Here is a 26,239-nt window from a genome sequence, read left to right on the forward strand (position 1 = left end):
CAACACGCTCGTATTCGGGAGCTCGCAAGTGATAAGACACCGCCCCGTCCCGCGTAATTATGAATTTTGAATTGTGAATTATGAATTATAAGCCCCTCCTTGCGGCCCTCCTGGCCCTTATCGTCCTGCCCCTCGCGGCGCAGGAGCGCGACGCCGTGGAGCAGTTGCAGAAATTCGTGCAGGCCTACCGCTACCTGAGCAGCCTCTATGTCGACGAGGTGGAGATGGGACCCGTGGTCGAGGGCGCCATCGAGGGGATGCTCGAAGAGTTGGACCCCCACTCGGCCTACATCGGGGCCGAGGAGATGAAAGGCGTCGAGGCAAGTTTCGACGGGGAGTTCAGCGGCATCGGCGTCGAGTTCGCCATCATGCGCGACACGGTGGTGGTCGTGAATACCATCGCCGGAGGCCCTGCCGAGCGCGTCGGCGTGCTGCCCAACGACCGGATCGTGCGGATCGACACCCTCGATGCGGTGGGATTCCGCCAGACGGACGTGCCCCGCTACCTCAGAGGCAAGACCGGCACGCGGGTCGAGATCGATGTCGTACGCCACGGGGAGCCCGAGCGGCTGCACTTTGTCATCGTGCGCGACAAGATACCCCTCAATACGGTCGATGCGGCTTACCTGATCGCGGACGACGCGGGCTACATCAAGGTCAACCGCTTCGGCCGGACCACCATGACCGAGTTCCGCCGGGCCTGGGAGCAGCTGGGACGCCCGGCCCGACTGGTGCTCGATCTGCGGGGCAACGGCGGTGGACTGCTGGAGCAGGCCGTCGAGATGGCCGGTTTCTTCCTCCCCCGCGGTGCGGCGATCGTCTCGACCGAGGGGCGCTCGGTGCCGGCCATGTCGTTCCGGGCGCAGCGCGACGGCGAGGACCTCGACGGGCGGCTGGTGGTGCTGATCGACGAACAGTCGGCTTCGGCGTCGGAGATCGTCGCCGGGGCCGTGCAGGACTGGGACCGGGGTGTGGTCGTGGGACGCCCGAGCTTCGGCAAGGGGCTGGTGCAGCGCCAGATACCGTTGGGCGACGGCTCCGCCGTGCGCATCACCGTGGCCCGCTACCATACGCCCTCGGGCCGCGTGATCCAGCGTCCCTACCGGCAGGGCAAACGCAAGGAGTACTACCTCGACCACCTGCGCCGCTACGACGATGCGGTGCGCGATTCGCTCGACGCTTCGGCCCCCGCCTACCGCACGCTCCGTACGGGCCGCACGGTCTACGGGGGCGGCGGAATCCGGCCCGATGTGGTGGTGGAGCAGGACACGACGGGCTTCTCGCACTACTATGCCGACCTGATCCGCCGGGGTGTGGTCAACGAACTGGTGATGAGCTACCTCGACCGCAACCGCGAGGCCCTCGACCGTGCCTGCCCCGATTTCGAAACGTTCGAAGCGAACTACACGGTGCCCGATTCGCTGCTGCAAGAGCTCACGGCGCTGGGCGAAAAACAGGGCGTCGCGTTCGATGAAAAGGGGTTCGAGGAGTCGGCTCCGCTCATGCGCATCCAGCTCAAAGCCCTTACGGCGCAGCGCCTCTTCGATACGGGGGCGTTCTACCGCATCATGAACGGCGCCCGTGGCGACGCCTACGCCCGGGCGGTGGAGATTCTCATGCAGTGGGAGACCCTGGGGCAGCCGCTCCTGGATTCCTGATTCCGGTCATTCGTTTTGGTTACACGCATTACACCGTTACACCCCCTGTAACGGTGTAATGGCGTAACGGTAGTTGTACGAGCAGACACGAGCCCGATTCCGGATTGTGAATTTTGCACGAAATGTTTGGCGTTTCAGGGAAAATAGTGTATATTCGTATATACCTAAATGACCCTTAAAACCCGAACCTATGGCACCATCATCTGCTATCCGCGAAGCGGAGGAATACGGCGAGGTCGTCCTCTCGAAAGTCGTCAAGGCCGGTCGCCGGACCTACTTTCTCGACGTAAGGTCGACGCGCGGCGGAGACTACTTTCTGACCGTCACCGAGAGCCGGAAGATCACCGACCGCGACGGCAACGTCACTTACGACCGGCACAAGATTTTTCTCTACAAGGAGGATTTCGAAAAGTTCACCCAGGGGCTTCACGAGGTCGTGGAGTTCATCCGGCAGGCCAAACCCGAATTTTTCGCCGCAGAGGTCCCCGCCGAGTAAAAATTCACGGTTCCGTAACCCGACTTTCCGGCAAAACGGTTATCTTTGCCCGAAGCAAATTGCCCGGACCGCTGCCGCGGGCATGAGTGGCATTGCGCGCTTTCGGGTGCGCCGCCTGCACCCCGGGCCGGGCCGTTGTGCGGAAAGTTTCGCTGCGGCCGGGGGCTCGGTTTGCCTGCGGGGAGTTGGGCTGGGCGGTTTGCCGACACGACGGTCCGCAGAGCGGTCTGCGGGTGGCCGGTCGACGACTACAATCCGCGGGGAGGTTCTGCGCGGCGATTGGGCCGGTTCGCTTGCGATGTGGCCTGCGGCAGGGCTGGTCGGGCCCGTTAGCCGGCCGGCCGATGTGTCGCAGGGCAGCGTGTAGCCGGAGCGATCCGGTGCGGTAAAGAAAACTGTGAACTATGAGATTTCTGATTCTGGCCCTCAAGGGCTGCGCCATGGGTATGGCCGACGTCGTTCCGGGGGTTTCGGGCGGCACGATCGCCTTTATTTCGGGCATCTACGAGGAGTTGATCGAATCGATCCGGCGGGTCGATCCGACGGCTTTGAAGCTCCTCGTGCGGTTCCGCCCGGCGGATTTCTGGCGCCACATCAACGGGCGTTTCCTGCTGCCCGTCCTGCTGGGCATCGGCGTGGCGATCTTCTCGCTGGCGCGGCTGATGACCTACCTGTTGACCCACCACCCCATCGCCATCTGGTCGTTTTTCTTCGGGCTGATCGTCGCTTCGGCCATCCTGGTGTCGAAGCAGGTCGGACGGTGGAACGTGCGCACCGTTGCGGCGCTGGCGATCGGTGCGGCCGTCGCGTGGTGGATCACCGTCGCCACCCCCGCCGAGACGCCGAACACCTGGTGGTTCGTGATGCTCGCGGGCGCCATCGCCATCTGCGCCATGATCCTCCCGGGCATCTCGGGGGCCTTTATCCTGCTGCTGCTGGGCAAGTACCAGTACATCATGCAGGCCGTCGGCAACCTCGACCTCCCGGTCATCCTGATCTTCGTGGCGGGCGCCGTCGTGGGGATCGTCTCGTTCTCGCACCTGCTCTCGTGGCTGCTGCGCCACTGGCACGACGCCACGGTGGCCGTGCTGATGGGCTTCATGCTCGGCTCGCTGAACAAGGTGTGGCCCTGGAAAGAGGTGCTGCAAACCTACACCGACAGCCACGGCGAACTCCAGCCCCTTGTCGAAGCCAACGTCTCGCCCGCTCGCTTCGAAGCGCTCACGGGGTACGATGCGCAGCTTCTGGAGGCGGTGCTGCTCTGTGCGGCGGGTTTTCTGGCGATCTACGGCATCGAGCGCGCGGCCCGCTTCATCGTCCGCAAACGCGGGGAGTAGCCATGCGACGCTTCGGACTGATCGGACGCCCGCTGGGCCACTCCGCCTCGGCGGCCTGGTTTACCGCCAAATTCGAGCGCGAGGGGCTGACCGACTGCGCCTATGCCCTCTACGAACTGCCCGCGATCGACGCCCTGCCCGGACTGCTGGCCGAAGCCCCCGAGCTGGAGGGGTTCAACGTCACGATCCCCTACAAGCGTGCCGTGATGGAGTATGTGGACTCCCTCTCGTTCGACGCCCGGATGATCGGCGCTGTCAACTGCGTCCGCCGCACGGCAGACGGTCTGACAGGACACAACACCGACATCGCAGGGCTGCGCCTCTCGCTCGACGAACTGCTGGGCGACGCCCTGCCCCAACGCGCCCTCGTGCTGGGCACCGGCGGCGCTTCGCAGGCCGTGCAGTATGCTCTTGCCGAGCGGGGGATCGCCTACGAGCTGGTCTCGCGCGACCCGGCCCGGGGCAACTATACTTATGATAATCTTCCGTGTGAGGTGGTGGCCGATAGTCACTTGATAATCAATGCGTCGCCCGTCGGAACCTACCCCGCTGCCGACGAGGCGCCCCGCATCCCCTATGCGTACGTGACCCCCGCGCATTTCCTGTTCGATCTGGTCTACAATCCGCCGCTCACGCAGTTTCTCGACTACGGCCGCCAGCGCGGGGCCCGGATTTTGAATGGCGAACGCATGTTCTCCGCCCAGGCCGAAGCCTCGTGGCGCATTTGGAACGAATAACTTACGAATTATGAAAAAACAGCTCGCTCTCCTACTGCTCTTCCTGGCCGGCCCGCTTGCGGCGCAGCAGCTCGTTCCGCCCCGTTTCCAGGGCTCCGACGCCCAGCGCTTCATGGCCCGGCTGCTGGGCGAAGCGGAGAAGATCGTCATCGAGAAAGAGGTGCCTGCCGAAGACCTTTCGCCCCGCGTGGCCGTCCGTTTTCGAGTCGACACCGCGGGAACGGTCACCGACTGGCGTTTTCTGGACAACACGTGCGAGGGAGCGGATCGCCGCGAGGTGGAGCCTGCCAGCGAAGCGACGCGCAGCCTGCTGACCGAGGCCCTCTCGCGGCTCGAACCGTGGACCCCCGCCACCGAGGCGGGCCGTCCCGTGCCCTACACGTGGCGGCTCACCATGCGGCTGCCCGTCGAGAAGATCGCCGCCGCGCAGGACCCCGACCCGCTGCTCTTCGAGGGCCAGGACCCCGACAAGTCGTTCTTCGAGTGGGCGCGCATCCGCATCCGCTACGACCAGCGCTACGAGGGACGGGGCGAGGGCGTGGTGCATGTGCGCTTCTGGGTCGAACCGGACGGCAGGATCACCATCGACCGGGTGCTCCGCACGCCCGACGAGAAACTCGCCCGCGAGGTGGTGCGCGTCATCCGCAACAGCCGGGGCAAGTGGACGCCCCGCAAGGTCCGCGGCGTGGCGCAGCGCACGGCCTACGTGCTGCGGATCAATTTCACCTGAACCCTGTGCCGGCTACGCAACGAGCAAGGAACCCCTGCCACGAGGAGTTCCTTTTTTCGTTACCGGATGTGGAGCATGGCGCGGGCCTTTTCGAGGTCCTCCTCGCGGACGACGACCTGGGCCGGCATGGTGCCGATGGGATAGATGGCCGACATGTATTCGTTGCGGATCGTCGACCAGATACCGGCGCTGTCGAGCATCGATTTACTGATCTCGGCCTCGGTGATGGTGTTGTACTCCGCCAATACAACCATAGTTTCGTCTTGCATGATTCCCGGGTTTTGGTTCGATATTTAAAGTTACGCATTTTGTTGATAAATTGCAATAGTCACGCCGGGAATTTTCCGAAAAATGCACTATATTTGTTCACTCAATACACTTAGGAGTCCGACCATGCCCGAATTCGTCCACCTGCACGTCCATACGCAATACTCGATCCTCGACGGCGCCGCCGCCGTCAAGCCCCTCGTCAAGCGGGTCAAAGCCCTGGGGATGAACGCTCTGGCGATCACCGACCACGGCAACATGTACGGCGTCAAGAATTTCCACGACACGGCCACCGAGGCCGGTCTGAAGCCGATCCTCGGGTGCGAGGTCTATGTGGTGAAAAACCGCTTCGAAAAGGACAAGGACGAAAAGGCCGGCGACCACCTGATCCTGCTGGCCAAGAACCTGGAGGGCTACCACAACCTCTGCAAGATGGTCTCCTACTCGTTCACCGAGGGCTTCTACTACAAGCCCCGCGTGGACAAGCAGCTGCTGGAACAGTACCACGAGGGGCTGATCTGCTGCTCGGCCTGCCTGGGCGGCGAGCTGCCGCAGGCGATCATGCACAACGATCGGGAGGAGGCAGATCGGGTGGTGCAGTGGTTCAAAAACGTCTTCGGCGAGGACTACTACCTCGAAATGCAGCTCCACCCCTCGGGCGATCCGCAGAAAGACGCAGATGTCTACGAGAACCAGCTGCGCGTGAACAAGGCCATTCTGGAGCTGGCCGCCCGGCACGGCGTCAAGTATATCTGTTCGAACGACGTGCATTTCATCCTGGCCGAGGACGCTCCGGCGCACGACCACCTGATCTGCCTCAATACGGGCCGCGATCTGGACGACCCCAACCGGATGCGCTACACGTTCCAGGAGTACCTCAAGTCGCCCGAGGAGATGGCCGCCCTCTTCCCCGACCACCCCGAAGCGCTCGAAACGACGCTCGAAATCGCTGCCAAGTGCGAGGAGTACGAACTCACGCACGCCCCGCTGATGCCCAACTTTCCCCCGCCCGAGGATTTCCCCATCGCGCTGGACGAGCTGCGCGAGTCGTTCGTCAAGAAGATCGAGGGCGACGAGCTCGTCGCGCGGGTGTCCGCCTGCACGAGCGTGGCCGAACTGGAGGCGCTGGTGGCGGGCGACCCGGAGATGGAAGACAAGCTGATGGTGGCCAAGCAGTTCTGCTACCTCAAGGACCTCACCTACAAGGGCGCGCACCGCCGCTACGGCGAGGTGCTGGACGCCAAGGTGGAGGAGCGGCTTCAATACGAGCTTTCGACCATCGAGTGGATGGGATTTCCGGGCTATTTCCTCATCGTCTGGGACTACATCCGCGCCGCCCGCGAAATGGGCGTGTCGGTGGGTCCGGGCCGCGGTTCGGCGGCCGGTTCGGTGGTGGCCTACTGCCTGAAGATCACCAATATCGATCCGCTGAAATACGACCTGCTGTTCGAGCGTTTCCTCAACCCCGAGCGCATCTCGCTTCCGGATGTCGATGTGGATTTCGACGAGGACGGCCGTGCCGACGTGCTGCGCTACTGCGTGCAGAAATACGGTCAGAAGCGCGTGGCGCAGATCGTCACGTTCGGCACGATGGCCCCCAAGATGGCCATCAAGGACGTGGCCCGCGTGCAGAAGCTGGCCCTCTCGGAGAGCGACCGCCTCTCGAAGCTGGTGCCCGACAAGGTCACGCCCGACAAGAAGCACGGCGAGACCCCGTTCGATTTCGTCTACAAGGAGTCGCCCGAGCTGGCCGCCGAGCGCGAATCGCCCAACCAGCTGATCCGCAACACGCTCAAATACGCCGAGAAGCTCGAGGGTTCGATCCGCCAGACCGGCGTGCACGCCTGCGGCGTGATCATCGGCCGGGACGACCTCGAAAATTTCGCCCCCATGGCCACGGCCAAGGACGCCGATCTGAACGTGGTGGAGTTCGAGGGCAAGGAGGTCGAGAGCGTGGGGCTCATCAAGATGGACTTTCTGGGGCTGCGCACGCTGTCGATCATCAAGGATGCCGTGGAGAACGTCAAGTCGGTACGCGGCGAGGAGGTCGCCATCGACGACATTCCGCTCGACGACGCCCCGACCTACGAGGTTTTCGCCCGCGGCGAGACCACCGGCCTGTTCCAGTTCGAGTCCCCGGGCATGAAGAAGCACCTCAAGAACCTGCGTCCCAACCGCTTCGAGGACCTGATCGCCATGAATGCCCTCTACCGCCCCGGCCCGATGGAGTACATCCCCAATTTCATCGCCCGCAAACACGGCCAGGAGCCGGTGACCTACGAGATCGCCGACATGGAGGAGTACCTGAGCGACACCTACGGCATTACGGTCTACCAGGAGCAGGTCATGCTGTTGTCGCAGAAGCTCGCCGGATTCACCGGCGGCGAGGCCGACACGCTCCGCAAGGCGATGGGCAAGAAGAAGCGCGACGTGCTGGACAAGATGAAACCCAAGTTCATCGAGGGCTGCAAGCAGCGCGGGCACGACGAACGGATCTGCGACAAGATCTGGGGCGACTGGGAGGCGTTCGCTTCGTACGCTTTCAACAAGTCGCACTCCACATGCTATGCCTACGTCGCCTACCAGACGGGTTACCTCAAGGCGCACTACCCCTCGGAGTTCATGGCGGCGCTTCTGAGCCGCAACCTCGCGGACATCAAGCAGCTGACGCTCTACATGAACGAGTGCAAGCGCATGGGCATCCGCGTCATGGGACCCGACATCAACGAGTCGATGCGCACCTTTTCGGCCAACCTCGCGGGCGACGTGCGCTTCGGCATGGCGGCCGTCAAGGGCGTGGGCGAAGCGGCCGTGGAGAGCATCATCGCCGAGCGCAAGGCCAACGGGCGTTTCAAGGACGTGTACGATTTGATGGAGCGCGTCAATTTCGCGGCCGTCAACCGCAAATGCCTGGAGAACCTGGCCTACGCCGGGGCTTTCGACTCCATCTCGGGCTTCCACCGCGGCAAGTTCTTCGGCGCCGACGCCCGCGACAGCAGCGGCGTGACCTTTATCGAGCAACTGATGCGCTACGGACAGCGGTTCCAGGCCGAGAAAGACAACGCCCAGCAGAGTCTCTTCGGCGGCGACGGCCACGTCGATATTCAGCGTCCCGTACTGCCCGCCTGCAAGGACTGGTCGCAGCTCGAAACGCTCTCCAAGGAGCGCGAGATGATCGGTCTCTACCTCTCGGCCCACCCGCTCGACGACTACAAGGTCATCATCGACCACATGTGCAAGACGCAGCTCTCCGACCTGGACAACCTCGAAGCCCTCAAGGGGCAGGAGATCGCCGTGGCGGGCATGGTCACCGGCGTGCAGAACCTGATGACCAAGACCGGCAAGCCCTGGGGCAAGTTCGTCCTGGAGGACTACAACGGCACGCACGAGTTCGCGCTGTTCAGCAAGGACTACGAGAATTTCCGCAAATACCTCTTCGCGGACTATTTCCTCTTCATCCGCGGCAAGGTCCAGCCCAAGCCCTACAACGATCGGGAACTGGAGTTCAAGATCATTTCGATGGTCCAGTTGCAGGAGATGCGCGACACGATGATCCGCGAGATGCACGTCCAGCTCCTCGTCGGGGAGGTGACCGAAGAGCTGATCCGCGATTTTACGCAAAAAGTCCGTGAATCGCGCGGCGACACGCTGCTGCGGGTCAACGTCTACGACCCCCAGGCCAACGTCTCGATCCGGCTCTTCTCGAAAAGCCACAAGGTGAGTCTTTCGCAGACGCTGGTCTCGTGGCTCGACGAAAACAGCATACGCTACTCGATAGCTTGAGATAACACATCATAACATTCTAAAAATTTTACTATTATGGCATTAGCGATTAACAAGGACAATTTCGAGGAGCTGCTCGCATCGGGGCAGTTGGTAGTAGTGGATTTCTGGGCCGAATGGTGCGGACCGTGCCGCATGATGGCGCCCATCGTCGACGAGCTGGCCGCCGAGTTCGAGGGCCGGGCCGTCATCGGCAAGTGCGACGTGGAGGACAACGACGAGATCACGATGAAATACGGCGTACGGAACATCCCCACCATCATCTTCCTCAAGGGCGGCGAGCAGGTTGACAAGCAGGTCGGAGCCTGCTCGAAAGACGCGCTGAAAGCCAAGATCGAAAAGCACCTCTAAGCCATGCTGCACAGCACGGAGTGGAACGGCCTCGAAGCCGTGGAGTTTTCGAAAGGCGACTACCGGGCGCTCCTGATTCCCGGAGTGGGTGCCAACCTGGTGCGGCTGGACAACACGCGGCTGGGCGTCGAGATTCTCAGGACCCCTGCGGCCGACGAGATCGAAACTTTCCGCAGCCGGCCGCAGGTGTTCGGTCTGCCGCTGCTCTTCCCGCCCAACCGCATCGAGGACGGGCGCTACACGTTCGGCGGTCGTACCTACCGATACCCCATCACCATCGAAAAGGAGCACAACTACCACCACGGCATTCTCAAGGGGCTGCCGTTCGCGGTCTCCAAGGCCCGCGAAACCGACCAGGAGGTGCTCGTCGAGTGCCGCTACTACTCGAATGCCGGGAGCGACGCCGTGTTCCGCGACTTTCCGCACGAGTTCAAGTGCAAGGTCGTCTACCGGCTCACGGCCGGGGGGCTGGAGCAGGAGGTGGCGTTCTTCAACCGCAGCGACGCTCCGATGCCCGTGGGCGTGGGGTTCCACACCCCGATGCGGATTCCGTTCGCCGACGGATCGGACGCGGATTACGTGATGCGCGTGGCGGTCGGGGAACAGGTCGAGCTCAGCGAGCGGAACCTGCCTACGGGCCGCAAGCTGCCGCTCACGGAGCAGTTCGCCCGCCTGCGCGAGGGCGGCTTGCGGGTGACGGGCTGCGAGCCCATCGAAGCGGGCTTCACCCTGCGCGAGATCGAGGTGGACGGCAGGCCCTACCGGGGCGCCGTGGTCGAAAACCTCCGCACGGGCGTGCGTACGTTCTACGAAACGGACGACAAGACCGTCTACTGGACGATCTGGAACAACGGCGGTCAGGCCCCCTACTGCTGTCCCGAACCGCAATCGTGGTGGACCAACGCCCCCAACCTCTCCGACCCCGCGGCCGCCGGCTTCCAAGCCATCGAGCCGGGCGGCAAGTGGAGCATGAAATTCCGGCTCTACGCCAGATAAGCCGAAAAGGGAGGTCGCTTTCGACCTCTTTTTTTCATGCCGCATACCAGCCTTACAGACTCTCTATGTCGAATAAGCAAAGGGAGGTCGCTGTCGACCTCCCTTTTTCATGCGCTGCGAAAAGCGCCGTCCCGTTAAAAGTGCTCCGTGAAAACGGTCTCGGCGAGCGGTTTGCGCATCAGGTCGTGGCGGTCGGGCGAAGCGGGTTCGCCGTCGCCGTATCCGACGAGCAGGATATTGACCGGTTCGACGTGGGCGGGCAGTCCGAACTCCTCCCTGACGGCTTCGGGCTTGAACATGCAGACCCACAGGGTGTCCAACCCGAGCGATGCGGCGGCGAGCATCATGTGGTCCGTGACGATCGTGGCGTCGATGTCGCCGATCTGTTTGCCGTCGTATTTGCGCGTCCACGCCTCGGAGGTATCGGCGCAGACGACGATCGCCAGCGGCGCCCCGAAATCGCGCGTGCAGCGCGCCAGCCGCTCCATCCCCTCCTGCGATTCGACCACCACGAGCCGCTGGGGCTGCCGGTTGGCTCCCGTGGGCGCCACGCGCCCCGCTTCGAGAATCAGCGCCAGTTTCTCCTTTTCCACCTTCGTGTCCCTGTACTTGCGGCAGGCATACCGCCTCTTGGCCAATGCGAGAAAATCCATATCGTTCTGTTGTTTTAAATGCCCAAATATACGCAAAATTTCAGTCATGGCAACCGGCTTTGTCAGCCCCGACTGACAGATTGGCAGAAATCGGGCGCTGGCACACCGTTTGATGATAGCGGATGCAGACAATCAAGAAAACACAACGATAAAACTATGAAAAACGGAAAAATCGGAGTTACGACGGAGAACATTTTTCCCGTCATCAAGAAATTCCTCTATTCGGACCATGAGATTTTCCTGCGCGAGCTGATTTCCAATGCCGTGGATGCGACCCAGAAGCTGAAGACCCTCTCGTCGATGGGCGACGTGAAAGGCGAACTGGGCGACCTGACGATCCGCGTGGCGGTGGACCCGGAAGCCCGCACGCTCACCGTCACGGACCGCGGCGTGGGCATGACCGCCGACGAGGTGGACCGCTACATCAACCAGATCGCTTTCTCGGGTGCCGAAGAGTTCATGGCCAAATACAAGGACCAGGCGATCATCGGCCATTTCGGTCTGGGGTTCTACTCCGCATTCATGGTTTCGGACAAGGTCGAGATCTTCACCAAGTCCTGCCGGGAGGGGGCGAAGACCGTCCACTGGAGTTGCACCGGAACGCCCGAATTCGAGATGGAGGAGACCGACGAGGAGCACGATCGCGGCACCACCATCGTCCTGCACCTTTCGGAGGACAGTGCCCAATACGCCGAGGAATCCACCGTCGAGGGGCTGCTGAAGAAATACTGCCGTTTCCTGCCCGTGCCCATCGCTTTCGGCAAGGTCAAGGAGTGGAAAGACGGCAAATACGTCGATACCGACAAGGATAACATCGTCAACGACACCGATCCCTTGTGGACCCGCAAGCCGGCCGAGATCACCGAGGAGCAGTACAAGGAGTTCTACCGCGAGCTTTATCCGATGAGCGACGAGCCGCTGTTCTCGATCCATCTGAATATCGACTACCCGTTCCACCTCACGGGAATCCTCTATTTCCCGAAGATTCACAACAATTTCGAGATTCAGAAGAACAAGATCCAGCTCTACTCCAACCAGGTCTACGTCACGGATCAGGTCGAGGGCATCGTTCCGGAGTACCTCACGCTGCTGCACGGGGTGATCGACTCGCCCGATATTCCGCTCAACGTCTCGCGCAGCTACCTCCAGAGCGATGCGAACGTGAAGAAGATTTCGAGCTACATCACCCGCAAGGTCGCCGACCGCCTGCAGGAGCTCTTCAACACCATGCGCTCCGACTACGAGGCCAAGTGGGACGACCTGAAAATTTTTATCCAGTACGGCATTCTCACCGACGAGAAATTCGCCGAAAAGGCCCAGGACCTCATGCTGTGGAAGAACACCGAGGGCAAATATTTCACGCCCAAGGAGTACACCGGGAAAGTCAAGGAGAACCAGACCGACAAGAACAAGACCGTGGTATTCCTCTATGTGGACGATCCGGTGTCCAAACACAGCTTCCTCGAAGCGGCGCACTGCAAGGGATACGACGTGCTGGTGATGGACGGGCAGCTGGACAACCACTACGTCAACTGGTACGAATCGAAGAACAAGGATACGCGTTTCGTGCGTGTCGACAGCGACGTGGTGGACAAGCTGATCCAAAAGGAGGAGAACGTGAAAATGTCGCTCACCGAAGCCCAGCAGGAGATTCTGACCCCCGTTTTCGAGAGCCAGATGCCCAAGGACGACAAGATTCACTACCACATTTCGTTCGAGGCCATGTCGCCCGACGAGGCGCCGGTGGTCATCACGCAGAACGAGTTCATGCGCCGCATGAAAGAGATGGCCCGAATGGGCGGCGGGGGCATGAGCCAGTTCTACGGCCAGATGCCCGACGATTTCACCATCGCCGTGAACGGCAACCACCCCATCGTGGCCGACATTCTGGCCGACGCCGAGAAAGCCTACGGCGACAAGCTCAAGTCGATCACCAAGAAGATCGACGCCGCCGTGGCCGAAGAGAAGCGTTTCGACGAGGTGGTCAAGGACAAAAAGGAGGAGGACATGACCCCCGAGGAGAAATCCACGCGCGAGGAGCTCTCGAAGAAGATCGTCACCCTGCGCGACGAGCGCAACGAGCGGCTGCGTGCCATCGGCGGCGAGAACCGGCTCGTCAAGCAGATCATCGACCTGGCGCTGTTGACCAACGGCATGCTCAAGGGCAAGAACCTTTCGGATTTCATCCAGCGGTCGATCTCGCTGATCGAGAAATAGGCTGCGAACATTTTCCCGAAAAAGGACCGGGTTTAAAAAAACGCCGGTCCTTTTTCGTGCTCTGCAAAGAACAACGGGAGCCGCAAATCGTTATATTTGCAAACACTGCCAAATCCGACTTTTATGAGAAATCTCCCGATTCCGTGTTGTGCTGCGGCCGTCGCTTTGCTGTCGTTTTGCACTCCCGCAAACCGCATCGTGGAAAATCCGCTGATCGAGACGGCCAATACCCAAACGCTCGACATCGTGCAGGTCTGCCTGAGCGACACGGCGACCGTGCTGCACATGAACGCCTGTTTCACGCCCCGAAAGTGGATTCGCATCGACGCGAAATCATACCTGAGGACCGGCGGGCGGAAATATATGCTGACCGGAGCCGACGGCATCGCACCCGACTCGCTGTTCTGGATGCCCGACTCGGGCGAAGCGTCGTTCGCGCTTCGGTTCCAGCCGCTGCCCCTCGGCACGAAATCGTTCGACTTTATCGAATCGGACTGCGACGACTGTTTCAAACTCTACGGCGTGGACCTGACGGGCAAAACCGCCTATGCCGAATACCCCGAGGGGCTTCCGCGTGAGCTGCGCAAAGCCCCCGAGGACGGTCCCGTGCCCGACCCGATCCTGGCCGTGGGCGAAACGACCGTGAATCTCCACCTGCTCGGTTACCGGGAGGGGATGTTGCGGGGGATCACTATTTACGTCAACTCCTTGCTGACCGGTCAGAAGAGTTATGACGCGAGGGTCGATCCCGCAAGCGGCGTTGCGACCGTCACGTTCGCGCAATACGGCACGGGAGTCGCTTTCCTCGCCAATACGGGCGTTCATTTCTCGCCGTTCTGGATCGCGCCGGGCGAAGCCGTCGACCTCTATCTCGACCTGCGCAGTGCGGGCAAAGCCATCGTGCAGCGCCGGAACCGGGTGCAGCGACATCCCGGACCGCGGCTCTATGCGCGGGGAACCTATGCCGACCTGAACATGCTTGTCGACCGGAACGAATGCGGACGAATCGCACTCGAAATGTATACGGGCGATTTCGCCGATTACCGGATGACGGCGGACGAGTTCACGCAGATGCTCGTCTCGGAATACCGGACGCTGGCAGACAGTATCGCCCGCAGCGGCATGTCGGAAATGGTTCGAGAGCTGTCCCTCTTGTCGCTGCGGCAGCAGATGCTCCAGGCCATCGCGTCGGGGAGGTTTCTGTTGGAACACAACTACCGGGCAGTGAACGAACGGTGGGACCTCCGGGACAAAATCGATTACCGGTTCGCCGAGATCGGCCCGGAACATGTCGCCGCCGTCTGCCAGCTGTTCGACGCTGCCGATCCGAAACTGCCGATGGGCTTTTTTATCGGCGATTACCGCGATGCGGCGATGAACCCGAAGATCGACTGGGCGAAAGCCGCGAACACGACCGCAGGAACGCTGGTCGCCCTGCACAGGATCGGGACCCTGCCCTCGAAAGCCGAGAACGACCAGTTGACCGAAGAGGAGCTGAATATGCTCCGCACGCTCGAGGACCCTTTCTATGCCGAGGCCTGCGAGGCCATTCGGGCGAAGACGCGCCGGGAACTGGCGGCCGTGGATGGCAGGGCCCGGATCGAGCCGACGCCGGACGTGAGCCTCGACGAACTCTTCGATGCGATCGTCGAGCCTTTCAAGGGAAAGGTCGTGCTCGTCGATTTCTGGAATACCTGGTGCGTTCCCTGCCAGGCTGCGATCCAGGCCGTGGAACCGCTGAAAAACGCCGAACTCGGGAGCGACGACCTGGTTTGGATTTATATTGCCAACGAAACCTCGCCGCTGGTGACCTATAAAACCCGTATCGCCACGATTCGGGGCAGGCATTTCCGGCTGAACGACAAGCAGTGGGGCTATCTGTGCGAGCAGTTTCGGATCGACGGCATCCCCTCCTACGTGGTCGTCGGCAAGGAGGGATCGTACAAGCTGCGCAACGACCTGCGCGACCACGAGAAATTGAAAAGGGAACTCCAAAAGATGATTGACTAAATACCGGAACACGCTAAAACAGCACGTACCTCTCCCGATCGGGCAAGGTACGTGCTGCATTTTCCGGAATAATTCCGGTGGAATTGCTACTCCTCCCAGCGGTTGCGGACGAGGTCGAGGAACCACTCCGGACAGCGGCACGGGCGGCGCGAATCGCTGTGGATGAAGCCCAACTGGGTCATGCCCGTGTTGAGCAGGTCGCCCCGGTCGTTGTAGATTTCGTAGAAGAAATCGATCCGCGTCGAGGGCATTTCCCTGAGGATGATCCGCACGGTGAGCAGCTCGTCGAAATAGGCCGGCTTGCGGTATTTGGACTGCACCTCCAGGATGGGCATCATGATACCGCGCTTTTCGACCTCGGCGAACGACATGCCCAGTTCGCGCAACAGTTCGCTGCGGGCCGCTTCGTAATAACAAATGTAATTCGAGTGGTGGCAGATCGCCATCTGGTCGGTATGCTTGTACCAGACGCGGATCCGACAATCGTGACTTAACATGATTTTCAGTTTATCGGTTCGATTTCATTTTCAGTATCGGGAACGGTCTTCCCTGTCCGTCGGTCGCGGTGCGTTCGAACACCTCGAAACCCATGTGTTCGTAAAACGCGACGGCAGCCGGGTTCTGTTCGTTCACATCGACCCGATTCACACCCCGCTCGCATGCGATTCCGATCAGGCGGCTGCCGATCCCCTGCCCGAAATGTTCCGGGGCGACGAAAAGCAGCTCCACTTTTCCGGCCTCGGTGCCCATGAAAGCGGCGGGCCGGGAACCGTCGTATGCGACGTAGAGGGTTTCGACTGCCGCAACGGCCTCCCGGACGCAGGGGGTCAGTTCCGCCACATCCCGGTCGGTCAGAAACGTGTGCGTGGCCCGGACCGATGCTTCCCACAGGGCCGCAAGACGCTCCCTCAGAGCCGTTGTCCGCATGGGATCGAACAGGATCGCAGCGGTTCCCGCCGCGTGCAGCGGATGTCCCAGCAGGCGTTCAGCTTCGGCCCGCTCGCCACGATCGAGAAGCCTGCGAATGACGGTCGAACTGACCCGGTCGCCCTCCACGACCCGTTCGTCGACCTCGACGATCCGAAGCCCCGGCGTGTCGGCCAGCGAGCGGCTGTCCCGCGCGTCATGCCCGAAGCGGTGGTTGTAGCCAGCCACAAGCGTCCGGGCCCCGACCTTGCCCAAGAGGTAGTGTTCGACGAACTTCCGGCCCGACAGCGCGGCGAACGCGCGATCGAACGGGATGACGATCACATGGTCTGCGCCCAAGGCCTCCAACAGCGCGATTTTCTCCTCGAGCTTCGTCAGCAGCCGCATCCCCGCAGCACGGCCCAGCGCCATGCGCGGATGGGGTTCGAACGTCAGGACGATGCTCTCGCCCCCGTCCCGCCGCGCTTCGGCCGCCAGCCGTTCCAGGATGGCCCGGTGTCCGAGGTGCACGCCGTCGAACGAGCCGACCGTGACGGCCGGACACTCGAACCGGGGCAGCGAATCGAAACCGTGGAAAATGCGCATCGCTCAGGAATTGCTGTTGTCGCTCTCCTTGACGAAATAGGCCACCTTTTCGAGCAGCGTGGTGATGTCGTAGTTCTCGACCACGATCCCCTGCGGGAAATTGAGGGGCGTGGAGGTGAAATTGAGCACCCCCTTGATTCCGGCGTTGATGATCGGCAGCACCAGGTTCGGCGCGACTTTGGTGGGCGACGAGACGATCACGATCGAGATGTCTTTCTCCTCGGCCATGCCCTCGAACGAGTCCATGTGGTAGCAGGGAATGCCGTCGATGGTCTTGCCGACCTTTTCGGGGTCGACATCGAATGCTGCGGTGATCTTGAGCGCCAACCCCTTGCCGTTGAAATACTTGGTGATGGCCTGGCCCAGGTGGCCCATGCCCAGCACGGCGATGTTCATCGGCGTGGGGCTGTCCAGAATCTTGCTGATGTACTCGATCAGTACCTGTACGTCGTAGCCTTTCTTGGTGTCGCTCGAAAAACCGATGAGCATCAGATCGCGCCGCACCTGCACGGCCGTGATGCCGTGGATGCCGGCCAGCACGTGCGAGAAGATGTGGGTGATGCCCTGCTTGTGGCTGGCAAGCAGCGTGCGGCGGTACTCGCTCAGCCGTTCGATGGTTTTCTCGGGTATTCCGTTTGTCAGCGAAGCCATATCATTCGGTGGTTATCGTAAAGTCGTTGTTGTAGTTCACCCGCGTCCAGTTGCGGTTCAGGTGGTTGGCGCGCCCCTCGCCCTGCCCGAAGAGGTAGGTGGTTTGCAGCGGCGTGTAGCGGCGCCCCTCCATGTCGTACTCGATGTCGTTGTACATGGCCGGAGCGAAGATCATCGCCGCATCGTATCCGCGGTAGGAGTAGAGCGTGGGCAGCGCACCGAACGCCCGGATGTAGGCGCTGTCGAAATCGACGACGGCCTGGCTGTCGCGCTTGGCGTGGTAGGTGGAGATGAAGACCACGCGGTCCTTGAAGAAGATCGTGCGGTCGATGTTGTTGTAGCGGTTCCAGCGGGCGTTGCCCAGCACGACGAAACGCGGTGCCGTGCGTCCGCGGCTCGTGAGACTCGTGTCGGCCGAAGCCAGCGCCGCCAGGATGCGGTCCACGTCGATCTCGTTGTCCGAGAGGATGATGAACACGTTGTCGTCGCCGTTCTCCAAGAGGGGCGTCAGGTCGCCGGTGTTCTCTTCATCGGACCGGACCGCCGTGGGATGCAGGTATTTGAACGTGTGCCGCGTATACTCCGCGTCGCCCAGGAGTGCCAGTATCTCCTGCTCGAATTCGGTGTCGGTGCTCTCGGTATAGATGAGCGTCACGCGCCGGTCGCCGTTGATGAGGTCCGCGACTTTCTCGTATTTGCGCGCCGGGTCGGGCGCCAGCTGGAACAGCACGTCGCTGTTCATGCGCGTGATGTTGGCCAGCGGCGACACGACGGGAATCCGCTCCTGCTCCGCGAAACGGATGACCGGATAGAGCCCCTCTTCATAGACGGGTCCCACGACCAGGTCGGTGCCGCGGAACGAGTCGCTGCCGACGATCTCTTCGATCCGCTCCGCATCGCGCCCCGTATTGTAGAGATCGACATTCACCGAGTAGCCGTAGCGGGTCTTTATGCTGTCGAGCGCCAGCAGAAATCCCTGGTAAAACTCCAGGTAGTTGGGGTTCGGAGTTTCGTCCACGGCGATGGGCAGCAGCAACGCCACGTCGAGCGGCTCGCTCTGACGGAGGGCCCGGAACTCGATCTCGGGCACCCGGTTCTGCTCGAACTCCGGAGCCGTCGGCTCCATGCGCACGCTGTCGGCGTGCCCGGCGGTCGTGTCGGTCGCAGCATCCGCACCTCCCGGCACCTTGATCATGGCTCCGGCCTTGAGGTCACAGGCTTTCAGACCGCCGTTCAGCAGGCTCAGTTCGGTCTCGGAGATGCCGAAGCGCCGCGCCAGCGAGTAGAACGTCTCGCCCGGATGCACGATGTGGTAGGCCGTGCCCGGCTCAGAGACGCTGTTGAGCGTCTGCCGGTACTCCTCCCACTGCGATTTGCTCGCGGCTTCGTCCTGCCGGCCGATCTGCTTCTTGCGGATCAGAATGCGCTGTCCGAGCCGGAGGTGGATCGGATCGAGGTCGGGGTTGTCCGCAATCAGGGTTCGGATCGGAATTTCGTACTGCCGTGCGATGGCGTAGAGCGTTTCCCCTTGCGATACGAAGTGCATGTCGAACGTCCGGCGGAGCTTCTTCTCCGACTGCTGCGCGGGCACGGCTGCGACGAACGGAATCTTCACCGTCTCCCCAGCCCGCAACCCGTCGGCGGCCTTGGGGTTGTTCTCGACGATCACTTTCTCCCCCACCTCGTATTCCCGGGAGAGGGCGTAGAGCGTCTCGCCCGGCTGGACCGTGTGGATGTAGTATTTCGAACCGTTGATGTACACGATGGTTCCCGATTTCTCGACCGCCAGGGCGCAAAGCCCCCAGGCGACGAGCAGGGCCGTGGCGCAGAGTCGTCTCATCGTCATTTGGTTTTGTCGCGCATGCGTATCTCGGTGATGACTTTCTTGGTATAGAGCGGAAAATCGCCGTTCATCATCCAGGCGTAGTAGCTGGGCTCCTGACGGAACACCTCGGCCACGGAGCGCCCCTTGTACTTGCCGAAGCCGAAGACCTCGACTCCCTTGTCGTTCAGGAGGATGCGTCCGGCATAGTCGGCGCAGTCGTTGCGGCACGAGAATTCGGCCAGCTTTTCGACGTCGTTCTCCAGGTCGTCGTAGCGCTCCAGCTGCGCCTTGAGCACCTCGTAGGTGGCGCGCGTGTCGGCCTCGGCCGAGTGGGCGTCGGTGAGGTCCTTGTCGCAGTAGAAGCGGTAGGCCGCTACCAGCGTGCGCTGCTCTTTCTTGTGGAAGATGTTCTGCACGTCGATGAACTTGCGGCGTTTGAAATCCACGTCCACGCCCGCTCGCAGGAACTCCTCGACCAGCAGCGGCAGGTCGAAGCGGTTGGAGTTGAAGCCGCCGAAATCGCAGCCGCGGATGAACTGCTCCAGGGACCGGGCGATTTGCGCGAACGTCGGTTCGTTCTTCACGTCCTCGTCCGTGATGCCGTGGATGGCCGTCGCTTCGGGGGGAATGGGGATTCCGGGGTTGAGCCTGCGAGTTTTCGGAATCTCCTCGCCGTCGGGCATGACCTTGACCATCGAAATCTCCACGATGCGGTCCTTTGCCGTGTCCACTCCGGTGGTTTCGAGGTCGAAGAAGATGATCGGGCGTTTGAGGTTTAACTTCATTCAGCGGGTCGTTAGGCGTTGATCATCATCGGCATGAGCAGCATGAGCGTCCTGCTCGACTGCTTGTCGTCGTAGACGGGTTTGAAGACGCCGGCGCGGGTCGAGTCGGCCAGTTCTACCACCACCGTGGGGGTCTCCATGTTCGACAGAATCTCCACCAGGAAAGTCGATTTGAAGCCGATCGTGATGGCCTGCCCCTCGTAGCTGCACGAGATGGTCTCGTTGGCCGAGACCGAAAAGTCGATGTCCTGTGCCGTGAGGTTGATCCGGTTGTCGGCGATGTCCATGCGGATGAGGTTGGTCGTCGGGTTGGAGCAGACCGCCACGCGCTTGATGCCGTTGACCAACTCGATGCGGTCCACGAGCACCTTGTTGGGGTTGTTCGCGGGGATCACGGCGTTGTAATTGGGGTAATTGCCCTCGATCAGCCGGCAGACGAGCGTGTGGCTCTTGAGTTTGAACAGCGCATTCTTTGAGTCGAAAGCCACCTCGATGGCGTCGTCCTCTTTCAGCAGCACCGACTTGAGCAGCGTAGCGGGTTTCTTCGGGAGGATGAACGAGGCCGTCACCTCGTTGGCCGTCTCGGACTCGTACTTGACCAGCTTGTGCGCGTCGGTGCCGACGAACGTCAGCGTCTCGGGTTCGAGGCTGATATAGATGCCGTTCATCACGGGGCGCAACTCGTCGTCGGCCGTGGCGAAGATCGTCTTGTTGATGCCGTTCACCAGCGTGTCCACGTCCAGACGCAATTCTTTCTTTTCCGAGCTGAGCTGCGGCACGGCGGGATAGCTCACGGCGCTGGCTCCGGGGATGGAGAGCGAACCGCTCTTCCAGTTGATCTTGATCTCCCAGTTCTTGTCGTTGACCTCGATCGTCAGGGGCAGCTCGGAAAACTCTTTGAGCGAGTCGAGCATCAGTTTGGCGGGCGCGGCGATGGTTCCTTCGCTTTCGACGCTGTCCACGCTGATCGACCCGATAAGCGTCGTTTCGAGGTCCGAAGTGGTGACTTTCAGCGTATTTCCGTTGAGTTCCATGAGGAAATAGTCGAGGATGGGCAGTGTGTTCTTATTGCTGATGACTTTGCCGGTGGTTGCCAGAAGCGAGAGCAGGGCCGAGCTTGATACGGTGAATTTCATAGGTGTTGTTTCTGTTTATTTTCTGTTTTACAATCGATTACAAAGTAGCGAGTTTGTCCAGCGCCGTCCGGATCATCTGCTTCACGAACGGCTTGTAGTCGGTGCAGGCGTCCAGTGCGATCCGCTGCGCGATGATCGTGCAGACGGTGGCGGCGCGGTGTCCCATCAGGGCCGCCAGACCGGCCAGGGCCGAACCCTCCATCTCGAAATTGGTGATGCGGCGGCCGCCCAGTTCGAACGATTCGATCTTCTCGTTCAGATGCACATCGTGCGGTTCGAGCCGCACCCAGCGCCCCTGCGGCGCGTAGAAGCCCGGCGCGGCGATGGTGATTCCCTCGACGCATACGTCGCGGAACAGTTCGAAGAGCGCGGGGTCGGCATCGACGAAATAGGGCCGGGGCATCTTCTCGTACCAGCCGGTATGTTTCACGAACGCCTCCTCCAGATCGAGATCGCAAACCGCGTCGCGCCCCTTGTAGTAGCTCAAGAGGCCGTCGAAGCCGCACGAGGTGCGCGAAAAAACGAAATCCCCCACCTTGATGTCGGGCTGGATGGCCCCCGACGTTCCCAGCCGCACCAGCGTAAGCTGCTTTTTCTCGGGCTTCACCTGCCGCGTGGCGAAATCCACGTTGGCCAGCGCGTCGAGCTCCGTGACGCAAATGTCGATGTTCCCGATACCGATACCGGTCGAGAGGACCGTCATGCGCTTGCCCTTGCAGGTGCCCGTGACGGTGTTGAACTCGCGGTTGGAGACCCGGCACTCCGTGGTGTCGAAATGCTCGGCCACCAGCGCCACGCGGCCCGGATCGCCCACGAGAATCACCGTGTCGGCCAGCTGTTCGGGGCGCAGGTGGAGGTGGAAAATCGAACCGTCGTCGTTGATAATCAATTCGGAAGCGGGTATCGTTCTCATAATAGTCGTTTTTTAATTTTCAGAATTGGCATAAAAGTACTATTTTTACCTCAAATATCAAAACTTGGGCGAGAATATTTCATAAATATAAGTATTGCAGACATGACCCTCATCAAATCCATTTCGGGCATCCGCGGAACCGTCGGCGGCCCCTCGGGCGAGAATCTGACGCCGCCCGACGTCGTGAAATTCACCACGGCCTATGCGCGTCTGATGGCTCGACGCAACCCGGGCAAAAAACTTACCATTGTCGTAGGACGCGACGCCCGCATTTCGGGCCGAATGGTCGCCGATCTGGTCGAAGGCACGCTGCTCGCGGCCGGGGCCGACGTGATCGACGTGGGGCTCTGCACCACGCCGGGCACCGAGATGGCCGTCATCGCCAAAGGCGCCGACGGGGGAATCATCATCACCGCCTCGCACAACCCCCGCCAGTGGAACGCTCTGAAGCTGCTGAACGCCGACGGAGAATTCCTCTCCGATGCCGAGGGCCGGGAGCTGCTGGCACTCGCCGAAGAGAGCGCTTACGACTACCCCGCGGTGGACGGGATCGGGCATGTCCTCGCGCGCGAGGATTTCAACCCCGAGCATATCCGCCGCGTGCTGGCTCTTCCGGCGGTCGATGCAGAGGCCGTGCGCCGCTGCCGCTTCAAGGTGGTCGTGGACGCCGTAAACTCGGTGGGCGGCATCGTCATGCCCGAATTGCTGCATCAGCTGGGCTGCGAGGTGGTCTGCCTGAACTGCTCCCCGACGGGCGAGTTCGCCCACAACCCCGAGCCGCTGCCCGAGAACCTGACCGAAATTTCGGAGGTCATCGTGCGCGAGAAAGCCGACCTGGGCATTGTCGTCGATCCCGACGTGGACCGACTGGCATTCGTCTCGGAGGACGGTTCGATGTTTGTCGAGGAGTACACGCTGGTGGCCGTGGCCGACTATATCCTCTCCCGGCAGCCCGGCAATACGGTCTCGAACCTCTCCTCGTCGCGCGCCCTGCGGGATGTTACCGAGCGGTACGGCGGCCGATACTACGCTTCGGCCGTCGGCGAGGTGAACGTGGTGGCCCGAATGAAAGAGGTCGGCGCCGTAATCGGCGGCGAGGGCAACGGCGGGGTGATCTACCCCGAACTCCATTACGGCCGCGATGCGCTGGTCGGAACGGCACTCTTTTTGACGTGGCTGGCCCGAAAGGGAATGACCATGATTGCGCTGCGCGCGACCTACCCATCCTATTTCGCCTCGAAGAACAAGATCGAGCTGACACCGGCCATCGACGTGGATAAAGTACTGCGTGAGATCAAGGCGCGTTACAGCAGTGAACAGGTGAACGATACGGACGGCGTAAAGATCGATTTCGCTGAAAACTGGGTCCACCTGCGCAAGTCGAACACCGAACCGATCATCCGCGTCTACACCGAGGCGAAATCGCGGGACGAAGCCGATGCGCTGGCGCAGCGTTTCATCGGCGAAATCAAAGAGATATGCAAAATCTGACCGATATGAAAAGAACGATTCTGATCGCCGCAGCCGCCCTTGCACTGGCCGCCTGCGGTTCTTCCACACGCAAGAAAGCAGCTTCGGCCGACCGGGCCGCCACCGAAACGCGGTCGCCCGACATGCACACGGCCGAGACGTCGCTCGATTACAAGGGCACCTACACCGGGACGTTCCCGGCCGCGGACTGTCCGGGTATCGAGATGACGCTCCGCCTGCGGGACGACGGCAAGTACGACCTCCACATGAAATACATCGACCGCCGGACGGAGTTCGACGAGCAGGGAACCTACACCGTGGAGGACAACCTGCTGACGCTCCGCCCCTCGGACGGCGACGAGCCGGACTACTACAAGGTCGAGGAGAACCGCCTGCGTCTGCTCGACGCCGCCCGGCAGCCCATCACCGGCGAGCTGGCCGCCCACTACATCCTGACCAAGCAAAACGACTGACGATATGGATCAAGTAAAGAATTACATCGAAGCCAATAAGGATCGCTTTCTCAATGAGTTGTTCGATCTGCTGCGCATTCCCTCGATCAGCGCCCAGTCCGAACACAAACCCGACATGCAGCGTTGCGCCGAATTTCTGGCCGGGGCGCTCCGCCGGGCCGGCGCCGACCGCGCGGAGGTTATGCCCACCGCGGGCAACCCGGTGGTCTATGCCGAGAAAACCGTTGATCCCGCAGCCAAAACCGTGCTGGTCTACGGCCACTACGACGTCATGCCCGTGGACCCGCGCGAAGAATGGCGCACCGACCCGTTCGAACCGGTCATCGAGGAGGGCCGCATCCGCGCACGCGGCGCCGACGACGACAAGGGCCAGCTGTGGATGCACGCCAAGGCGTTCGAGGCCATGTGCGCCACCGGAACGCTCCCCTGCAACGTCAAATTCATGCTGGAGGGCGAGGAGGAGATCGGCTCGCCGAGCCTCTACGGCTTCTGCGAAGCGCACAAGGAGCTGCTTCGGGCCGACATCATTCTGGTATCGGACACCTCGATGATCTCGATGCAAACCCCCTCGATTACATGCGGTTTGCGCGGGTTGGCTTACATGGAGGTCGAGGTCGAGGGACCCGACAAGGACCTCCACTCGGGCCTTTTCGGCGGCGCGGTGGCCAACCCGGCCAACGTGCTGACGCGCCTGGTGGCCTCGCTGGTCGACGAGAACGGCCGCATCACGATTCCCGGCTTCTACGACGACGTACACGAATTGACGGCCGCCGAGCGCGAGGCGTTCAACCGCGCTCCGTTCGACTTGGAGGAGTACAAAAAATCGCTCCATATCGGCGATGTCGAGGGCGAGCGGGGCTACACGACCATCGAGCGTACGGGCATCCGCCCCTCGCTCGACGTGAACGGCATCTGGGGCGGCTATACCGGCGAGGGCACCAAGACGGTGATTCCGGCCCGCGCTTCGGCCAAAATTTCGATGCGCCTGGTGCCGAACCAGGACTACCGGAAGATCTCCGAACTGTTCGAAGCGCATTTCAAGGCCATTGCGCCTCCGAGCGTCCGCGTGACGGTCCGGGCGCTGCACGGCGGCATGCCCTACCTCTGTCCGACCGACACCCCGGCCTACCGGGCCGCCGAGCGGGCCGTCACCGAGTCTTTCGGCCGCAAGCCGCTCCCATTCTACTCGGGCGGTTCGATCCCCATCATCAGCGGCTTCGAGTCGATCCTGGGCATCAAGTCGCTCCTTTTGGGCTTCGGCCTGGCCGAGGACGCCATCCACTCGCCCAACGAGAGCTACGGAGTGGAGCAGTTCGAAATGGGGCTGAGGACCATCCCGCTGTTTTACAAGTATTTCGCCGGGGAGCGATAGCCGTGTACGACGAATTTCTCACCTTTGCCGTCGCCCTGGCGCGCGAGGCCGGGCAGATACAACTCGCCTACTTTCGGGGCAACGACCTGGCGATCCGCACCAAGTCCAACATTTCGGACGTGGTGACGCGCGCCGACCGCGAAAGCGAGGAGCTGATCGCGGGGGCCATAGTGGAACGCTGGCCCTCCCACGCGATTCTGGGCGAGGAGGGCGGCAGCCGGGGAGCGGCTGCAAGCGACTACCGCTGGGTGATCGATCCGCTCGACGGCACGACCAATTACAGCCAGGGGCTCCCGGTCTTCGCCGTCTCGATCGCCCTGCAATACCGGGGCGAGCCGATCGTCGGCGTGGTCTATGCGCCCTACCTGAACGAACTCTTCACCGCGGCCCGCGGAGGCGGAGCGTATCTGAGCACCGGCGGCGGCACGCCGCAGCCGATCCATGTGGCCGGCAAACAGTCGCTCCCCACGGCGGTCGTCGCCACGGGTTTTCCCTACGACAAGGACCGCAACCCCGATAACAACGCCGCGAACGTGGCCCGCATCCTGCCTCACGTCAGGGACCTGCGCCGCATGGGTGCGGCGGCTTACGACCTCTGCGCGGTCGCCGCCGGCTTTCTGGACGGCTTCTGGGAGCTGGGCCTGCACGAGTGGGACGTGGCCGCCGGCAGCCTGATCCTGCTCGAGGCCGGGGGCGTTATCCGGGAGTTGCGTGCCGACCGCGGCGTCTCGCTGGTGGCGGGCAATGCGGCTATCGTGGATGAGATCGGCCGATACGTCGAATAATCAATTACTTGCAGTTCAATTACCAAGGGGCTGAATGCAAATTCAGTCCCTTTTTTGCACCATTATTAAATAATTTTCTTAT

The 26,239-nt window shown here is 61.7% G+C and carries 23 protein-coding genes; 14 read left to right on the top strand and 9 right to left on the bottom strand.

Annotated features, from left to right (window positions below; genetic code table 11):
* Nucleotides 1–80 precede the first annotated feature (80 nt).
* The 5 genes from ACMQ11_RS03980 (at nt 81) to ACMQ11_RS04000 (ending at nt 4,958) form a co-directional block, all read left to right on the top strand.
* Nucleotides 81–1,658, top strand: a complete 1,578-nt coding sequence (locus ACMQ11_RS03980) for a S41 family peptidase (protein ID WP_418991412.1) — start codon at nt 81–83, stop codon at nt 1,656–1,658.
* Between the two features lie 190 nt (nt 1,659–1,848).
* Nucleotides 1,849–2,154 carry a DUF3276 family protein gene (locus tag ACMQ11_RS03985; RefSeq protein ID WP_418991413.1) on the top strand — a complete coding sequence of 102 codons (306 nt, stop codon included), beginning with the start codon at nt 1,849–1,851 and terminating at the stop codon, nt 2,152–2,154.
* Nucleotides 2,155–2,558: 404 nt separating this feature from the next.
* Nucleotides 2,559–3,491 carry a DUF368 domain-containing protein gene (locus ACMQ11_RS03990; protein ID WP_418991414.1) on the top strand — a complete coding sequence of 311 codons (933 nt, stop codon included), beginning with the start codon at nt 2,559–2,561 and terminating at the stop codon, nt 3,489–3,491.
* Nucleotides 3,492–3,493: 2 nt separating this feature from the next.
* On the top strand, nt 3,494–4,228 hold the full coding sequence (locus ACMQ11_RS03995) for a shikimate dehydrogenase family protein (protein ID WP_418991415.1): 735 nt from the start codon (nt 3,494–3,496) through the stop codon (nt 4,226–4,228).
* Nucleotides 4,229–4,238: 10 nt separating this feature from the next.
* Nucleotides 4,239–4,958, top strand: a complete 720-nt coding sequence (locus tag ACMQ11_RS04000; protein WP_418991416.1) for a TonB family protein — start codon at nt 4,239–4,241, stop codon at nt 4,956–4,958.
* Between the two features lie 59 nt (nt 4,959–5,017).
* Here the strand turns inward: ACMQ11_RS04000 and ACMQ11_RS04005 are convergent, their stop codons facing one another.
* On the bottom strand, nt 5,018–5,227 hold the full coding sequence (locus tag ACMQ11_RS04005) for a putative signal transducing protein (RefSeq protein WP_418991418.1): 210 nt from the start codon (nt 5,225–5,227) through the stop codon (nt 5,018–5,020).
* 124 nt (nt 5,228–5,351) lie between these two features.
* Between ACMQ11_RS04005 and dnaE the strand changes: the two genes are divergently transcribed.
* From dnaE to ACMQ11_RS04020, 3 genes are read left to right on the top strand one after another with little or no spacing between them, the layout of a single operon-like run.
* Nucleotides 5,352–9,008, top strand: a complete 3,657-nt coding sequence (gene dnaE, locus ACMQ11_RS04010; protein WP_418991419.1) for a DNA polymerase III subunit alpha — start codon at nt 5,352–5,354, stop codon at nt 9,006–9,008.
* 36 nt (nt 9,009–9,044) lie between these two features.
* On the top strand, nt 9,045–9,359 hold the full coding sequence (gene trxA / locus ACMQ11_RS04015; RefSeq protein ID WP_418991420.1) for a thioredoxin: 315 nt from the start codon (nt 9,045–9,047) through the stop codon (nt 9,357–9,359).
* A gap of 3 nt (nt 9,360–9,362) precedes the next feature.
* Nucleotides 9,363–10,355, top strand: a complete 993-nt coding sequence (locus ACMQ11_RS04020; RefSeq protein ID WP_418991421.1) for an aldose 1-epimerase — start codon at nt 9,363–9,365, stop codon at nt 10,353–10,355.
* A gap of 134 nt (nt 10,356–10,489) precedes the next feature.
* Here ACMQ11_RS04020 and ACMQ11_RS04025 read toward each other — a convergent pair whose 3' ends face one another.
* Nucleotides 10,490–11,008 carry a nitroreductase family protein gene (locus ACMQ11_RS04025; protein WP_418991422.1) on the bottom strand — a complete coding sequence of 173 codons (519 nt, stop codon included), beginning with the start codon at nt 11,006–11,008 and terminating at the stop codon, nt 10,490–10,492.
* A 156-nt stretch (nt 11,009–11,164) separates the two neighbouring features.
* Between ACMQ11_RS04025 and htpG the strand changes: the two genes are divergently transcribed.
* Nucleotides 11,165–13,225 (top strand): molecular chaperone HtpG, encoded by a 2,061-nt coding sequence (gene htpG / locus ACMQ11_RS04030; RefSeq protein WP_418991423.1) that lies wholly within the window; start codon nt 11,165–11,167, stop codon nt 13,223–13,225.
* 123 nt (nt 13,226–13,348) lie between these two features.
* Nucleotides 13,349–15,235: a TlpA family protein disulfide reductase gene (locus tag ACMQ11_RS04035; RefSeq protein WP_418991424.1), complete on the top strand. Its 1,887-nt coding sequence runs from the start codon at nt 13,349–13,351 to the stop codon at nt 15,233–15,235.
* An 86-nt stretch (nt 15,236–15,321) separates the two neighbouring features.
* Here the strand turns inward: ACMQ11_RS04035 and ACMQ11_RS04040 are convergent, their stop codons facing one another.
* Genes ACMQ11_RS04040 through ACMQ11_RS04070 form a run of 7 tightly spaced genes read right to left on the bottom strand, consistent with a single transcriptional unit; the run spans nt 15,322 to nt 22,060 of the window.
* On the bottom strand, nt 15,322–15,732 hold the full coding sequence (locus ACMQ11_RS04040) for an acyl-CoA thioesterase (RefSeq protein ID WP_418991425.1): 411 nt from the start codon (nt 15,730–15,732) through the stop codon (nt 15,322–15,324).
* 10 nt (nt 15,733–15,742) lie between these two features.
* The gene (locus ACMQ11_RS04045) at nt 15,743–16,747 is read right to left on the bottom strand and encodes a GNAT family N-acetyltransferase (RefSeq protein ID WP_418991426.1); all 1,005 of its coding nucleotides are present in this window, start codon (nt 16,745–16,747) and stop codon (nt 15,743–15,745) included.
* Between the two features lie 3 nt (nt 16,748–16,750).
* A complete protein-coding gene (locus tag ACMQ11_RS04050; protein ID WP_418991427.1) occupies nt 16,751–17,398 on the bottom strand; it encodes a redox-sensing transcriptional repressor Rex in 648 nt (215 codons plus the stop codon).
* A gap of 1 nt (nt 17,399) precedes the next feature.
* A complete protein-coding gene (locus ACMQ11_RS04055) occupies nt 17,400–19,244 on the bottom strand; it encodes a LysM peptidoglycan-binding domain-containing protein (RefSeq protein WP_418991429.1) in 1,845 nt (614 codons plus the stop codon).
* Complete coding sequence (locus tag ACMQ11_RS04060) at nt 19,241–20,008, bottom strand: exonuclease domain-containing protein (RefSeq protein ID WP_418991431.1); 768 nt, start codon at nt 20,006–20,008, stop codon at nt 19,241–19,243. The genes ACMQ11_RS04055 and ACMQ11_RS04060 overlap by 4 nt, the downstream gene beginning before the upstream one ends.
* An 11-nt stretch (nt 20,009–20,019) precedes the next feature.
* Complete coding sequence (dnaN, locus tag ACMQ11_RS04065) at nt 20,020–21,144, bottom strand: DNA polymerase III subunit beta (RefSeq protein ID WP_418991433.1); 1,125 nt, start codon at nt 21,142–21,144, stop codon at nt 20,020–20,022.
* A 37-nt stretch (nt 21,145–21,181) separates the two neighbouring features.
* On the bottom strand, nt 21,182–22,060 hold the full coding sequence (locus ACMQ11_RS04070; RefSeq protein WP_418991486.1) for a nucleoside phosphorylase: 879 nt from the start codon (nt 22,058–22,060) through the stop codon (nt 21,182–21,184).
* A gap of 99 nt (nt 22,061–22,159) precedes the next feature.
* On the opposite strand from ACMQ11_RS04070, the gene glmM reads away from it, so the two are divergent.
* From glmM to ACMQ11_RS04090, 4 genes are read left to right on the top strand one after another with little or no spacing between them, the layout of a single operon-like run.
* On the top strand, nt 22,160–23,548 hold the full coding sequence (gene glmM / locus ACMQ11_RS04075) for a phosphoglucosamine mutase (RefSeq protein WP_418991434.1): 1,389 nt from the start codon (nt 22,160–22,162) through the stop codon (nt 23,546–23,548).
* Nucleotides 23,549–23,553: 5 nt separating this feature from the next.
* Nucleotides 23,554–24,000 carry a copper resistance protein NlpE gene (locus ACMQ11_RS04080; RefSeq protein WP_418991435.1) on the top strand — a complete coding sequence of 149 codons (447 nt, stop codon included), beginning with the start codon at nt 23,554–23,556 and terminating at the stop codon, nt 23,998–24,000.
* Between the two features lie 4 nt (nt 24,001–24,004).
* Nucleotides 24,005–25,372, top strand: coding sequence for a dipeptidase (locus ACMQ11_RS04085; protein ID WP_418991436.1), 1,368 nt, complete (start codon nt 24,005–24,007; stop codon nt 25,370–25,372).
* Nucleotides 25,373–25,374: 2 nt separating this feature from the next.
* Entirely contained in the window at nt 25,375–26,157 is a 783-nt protein-coding gene (locus tag ACMQ11_RS04090; protein WP_418991437.1) for an inositol monophosphatase family protein, read from the top strand.
* The last annotated feature ends 82 nt before the right edge of the window (nt 26,158–26,239 follow it).

The sequence above is a fragment of the Alistipes sp. genome, from assembly GCF_048465575.1.
Taxonomy (GTDB): domain Bacteria; phylum Bacteroidota; class Bacteroidia; order Bacteroidales; family Rikenellaceae; genus Alistipes.

Excerpts from the sequence above, each read along its gene's own strand:
- ACMQ11_RS04005 (WP_418991418.1), bottom strand. The coding sequence starts at position 5,227 with ATGCAAGACGAAACTATGGTTGTATTGGCGGAGTACAACACCATCACC.
- ACMQ11_RS03995 (WP_418991415.1), top strand. The coding sequence starts at position 3,494 with ATGCGACGCTTCGGACTGATCGGACGCCCGCTGGGCCACTCCGCCTCG.
- dnaN (WP_418991433.1), bottom strand. The coding sequence starts at position 21,144 with ATGAAATTCACCGTATCAAGCTCGGCCCTGCTCTCGCTTCTGGCAACC.
- ACMQ11_RS04050 (WP_418991427.1), bottom strand. The coding sequence starts at position 17,398 with ATGGCTTCGCTGACAAACGGAATACCCGAGAAAACCATCGAACGGCTG.
- ACMQ11_RS03990 (WP_418991414.1), top strand. The coding sequence starts at position 2,559 with ATGAGATTTCTGATTCTGGCCCTCAAGGGCTGCGCCATGGGTATGGCC.
- glmM (WP_418991434.1), top strand. The coding sequence starts at position 22,160 with ATGACCCTCATCAAATCCATTTCGGGCATCCGCGGAACCGTCGGCGGC.
- ACMQ11_RS04035 (WP_418991424.1), top strand. The coding sequence starts at position 13,349 with ATGAGAAATCTCCCGATTCCGTGTTGTGCTGCGGCCGTCGCTTTGCTG.
- ACMQ11_RS04000 (WP_418991416.1), top strand. The coding sequence starts at position 4,239 with ATGAAAAAACAGCTCGCTCTCCTACTGCTCTTCCTGGCCGGCCCGCTT.
- ACMQ11_RS04085 (WP_418991436.1), top strand. The coding sequence starts at position 24,005 with ATGGATCAAGTAAAGAATTACATCGAAGCCAATAAGGATCGCTTTCTC.
- ACMQ11_RS04020 (WP_418991421.1), top strand. The coding sequence starts at position 9,363 with ATGCTGCACAGCACGGAGTGGAACGGCCTCGAAGCCGTGGAGTTTTCG.
- ACMQ11_RS04080 (WP_418991435.1), top strand. The coding sequence starts at position 23,554 with ATGAAAAGAACGATTCTGATCGCCGCAGCCGCCCTTGCACTGGCCGCC.
- htpG (WP_418991423.1), top strand. The coding sequence starts at position 11,165 with ATGAAAAACGGAAAAATCGGAGTTACGACGGAGAACATTTTTCCCGTC.
- ACMQ11_RS04055 (WP_418991429.1), bottom strand. The coding sequence starts at position 19,244 with ATGACGATGAGACGACTCTGCGCCACGGCCCTGCTCGTCGCCTGGGGG.
- ACMQ11_RS04045 (WP_418991426.1), bottom strand. The coding sequence starts at position 16,747 with ATGCGCATTTTCCACGGTTTCGATTCGCTGCCCCGGTTCGAGTGTCCG.
- ACMQ11_RS04025 (WP_418991422.1), bottom strand. The coding sequence starts at position 11,008 with ATGGATTTTCTCGCATTGGCCAAGAGGCGGTATGCCTGCCGCAAGTAC.
- ACMQ11_RS03985 (WP_418991413.1), top strand. The coding sequence starts at position 1,849 with ATGGCACCATCATCTGCTATCCGCGAAGCGGAGGAATACGGCGAGGTC.
- ACMQ11_RS04060 (WP_418991431.1), bottom strand. The coding sequence starts at position 20,008 with ATGAAGTTAAACCTCAAACGCCCGATCATCTTCTTCGACCTCGAAACC.
- ACMQ11_RS03980 (WP_418991412.1), top strand. The coding sequence starts at position 81 with ATGAATTATAAGCCCCTCCTTGCGGCCCTCCTGGCCCTTATCGTCCTG.
- ACMQ11_RS04040 (WP_418991425.1), bottom strand. The coding sequence starts at position 15,732 with ATGTTAAGTCACGATTGTCGGATCCGCGTCTGGTACAAGCATACCGAC.
- dnaE (WP_418991419.1), top strand. The coding sequence starts at position 5,352 with ATGCCCGAATTCGTCCACCTGCACGTCCATACGCAATACTCGATCCTC.
- trxA (WP_418991420.1), top strand. The coding sequence starts at position 9,045 with ATGGCATTAGCGATTAACAAGGACAATTTCGAGGAGCTGCTCGCATCG.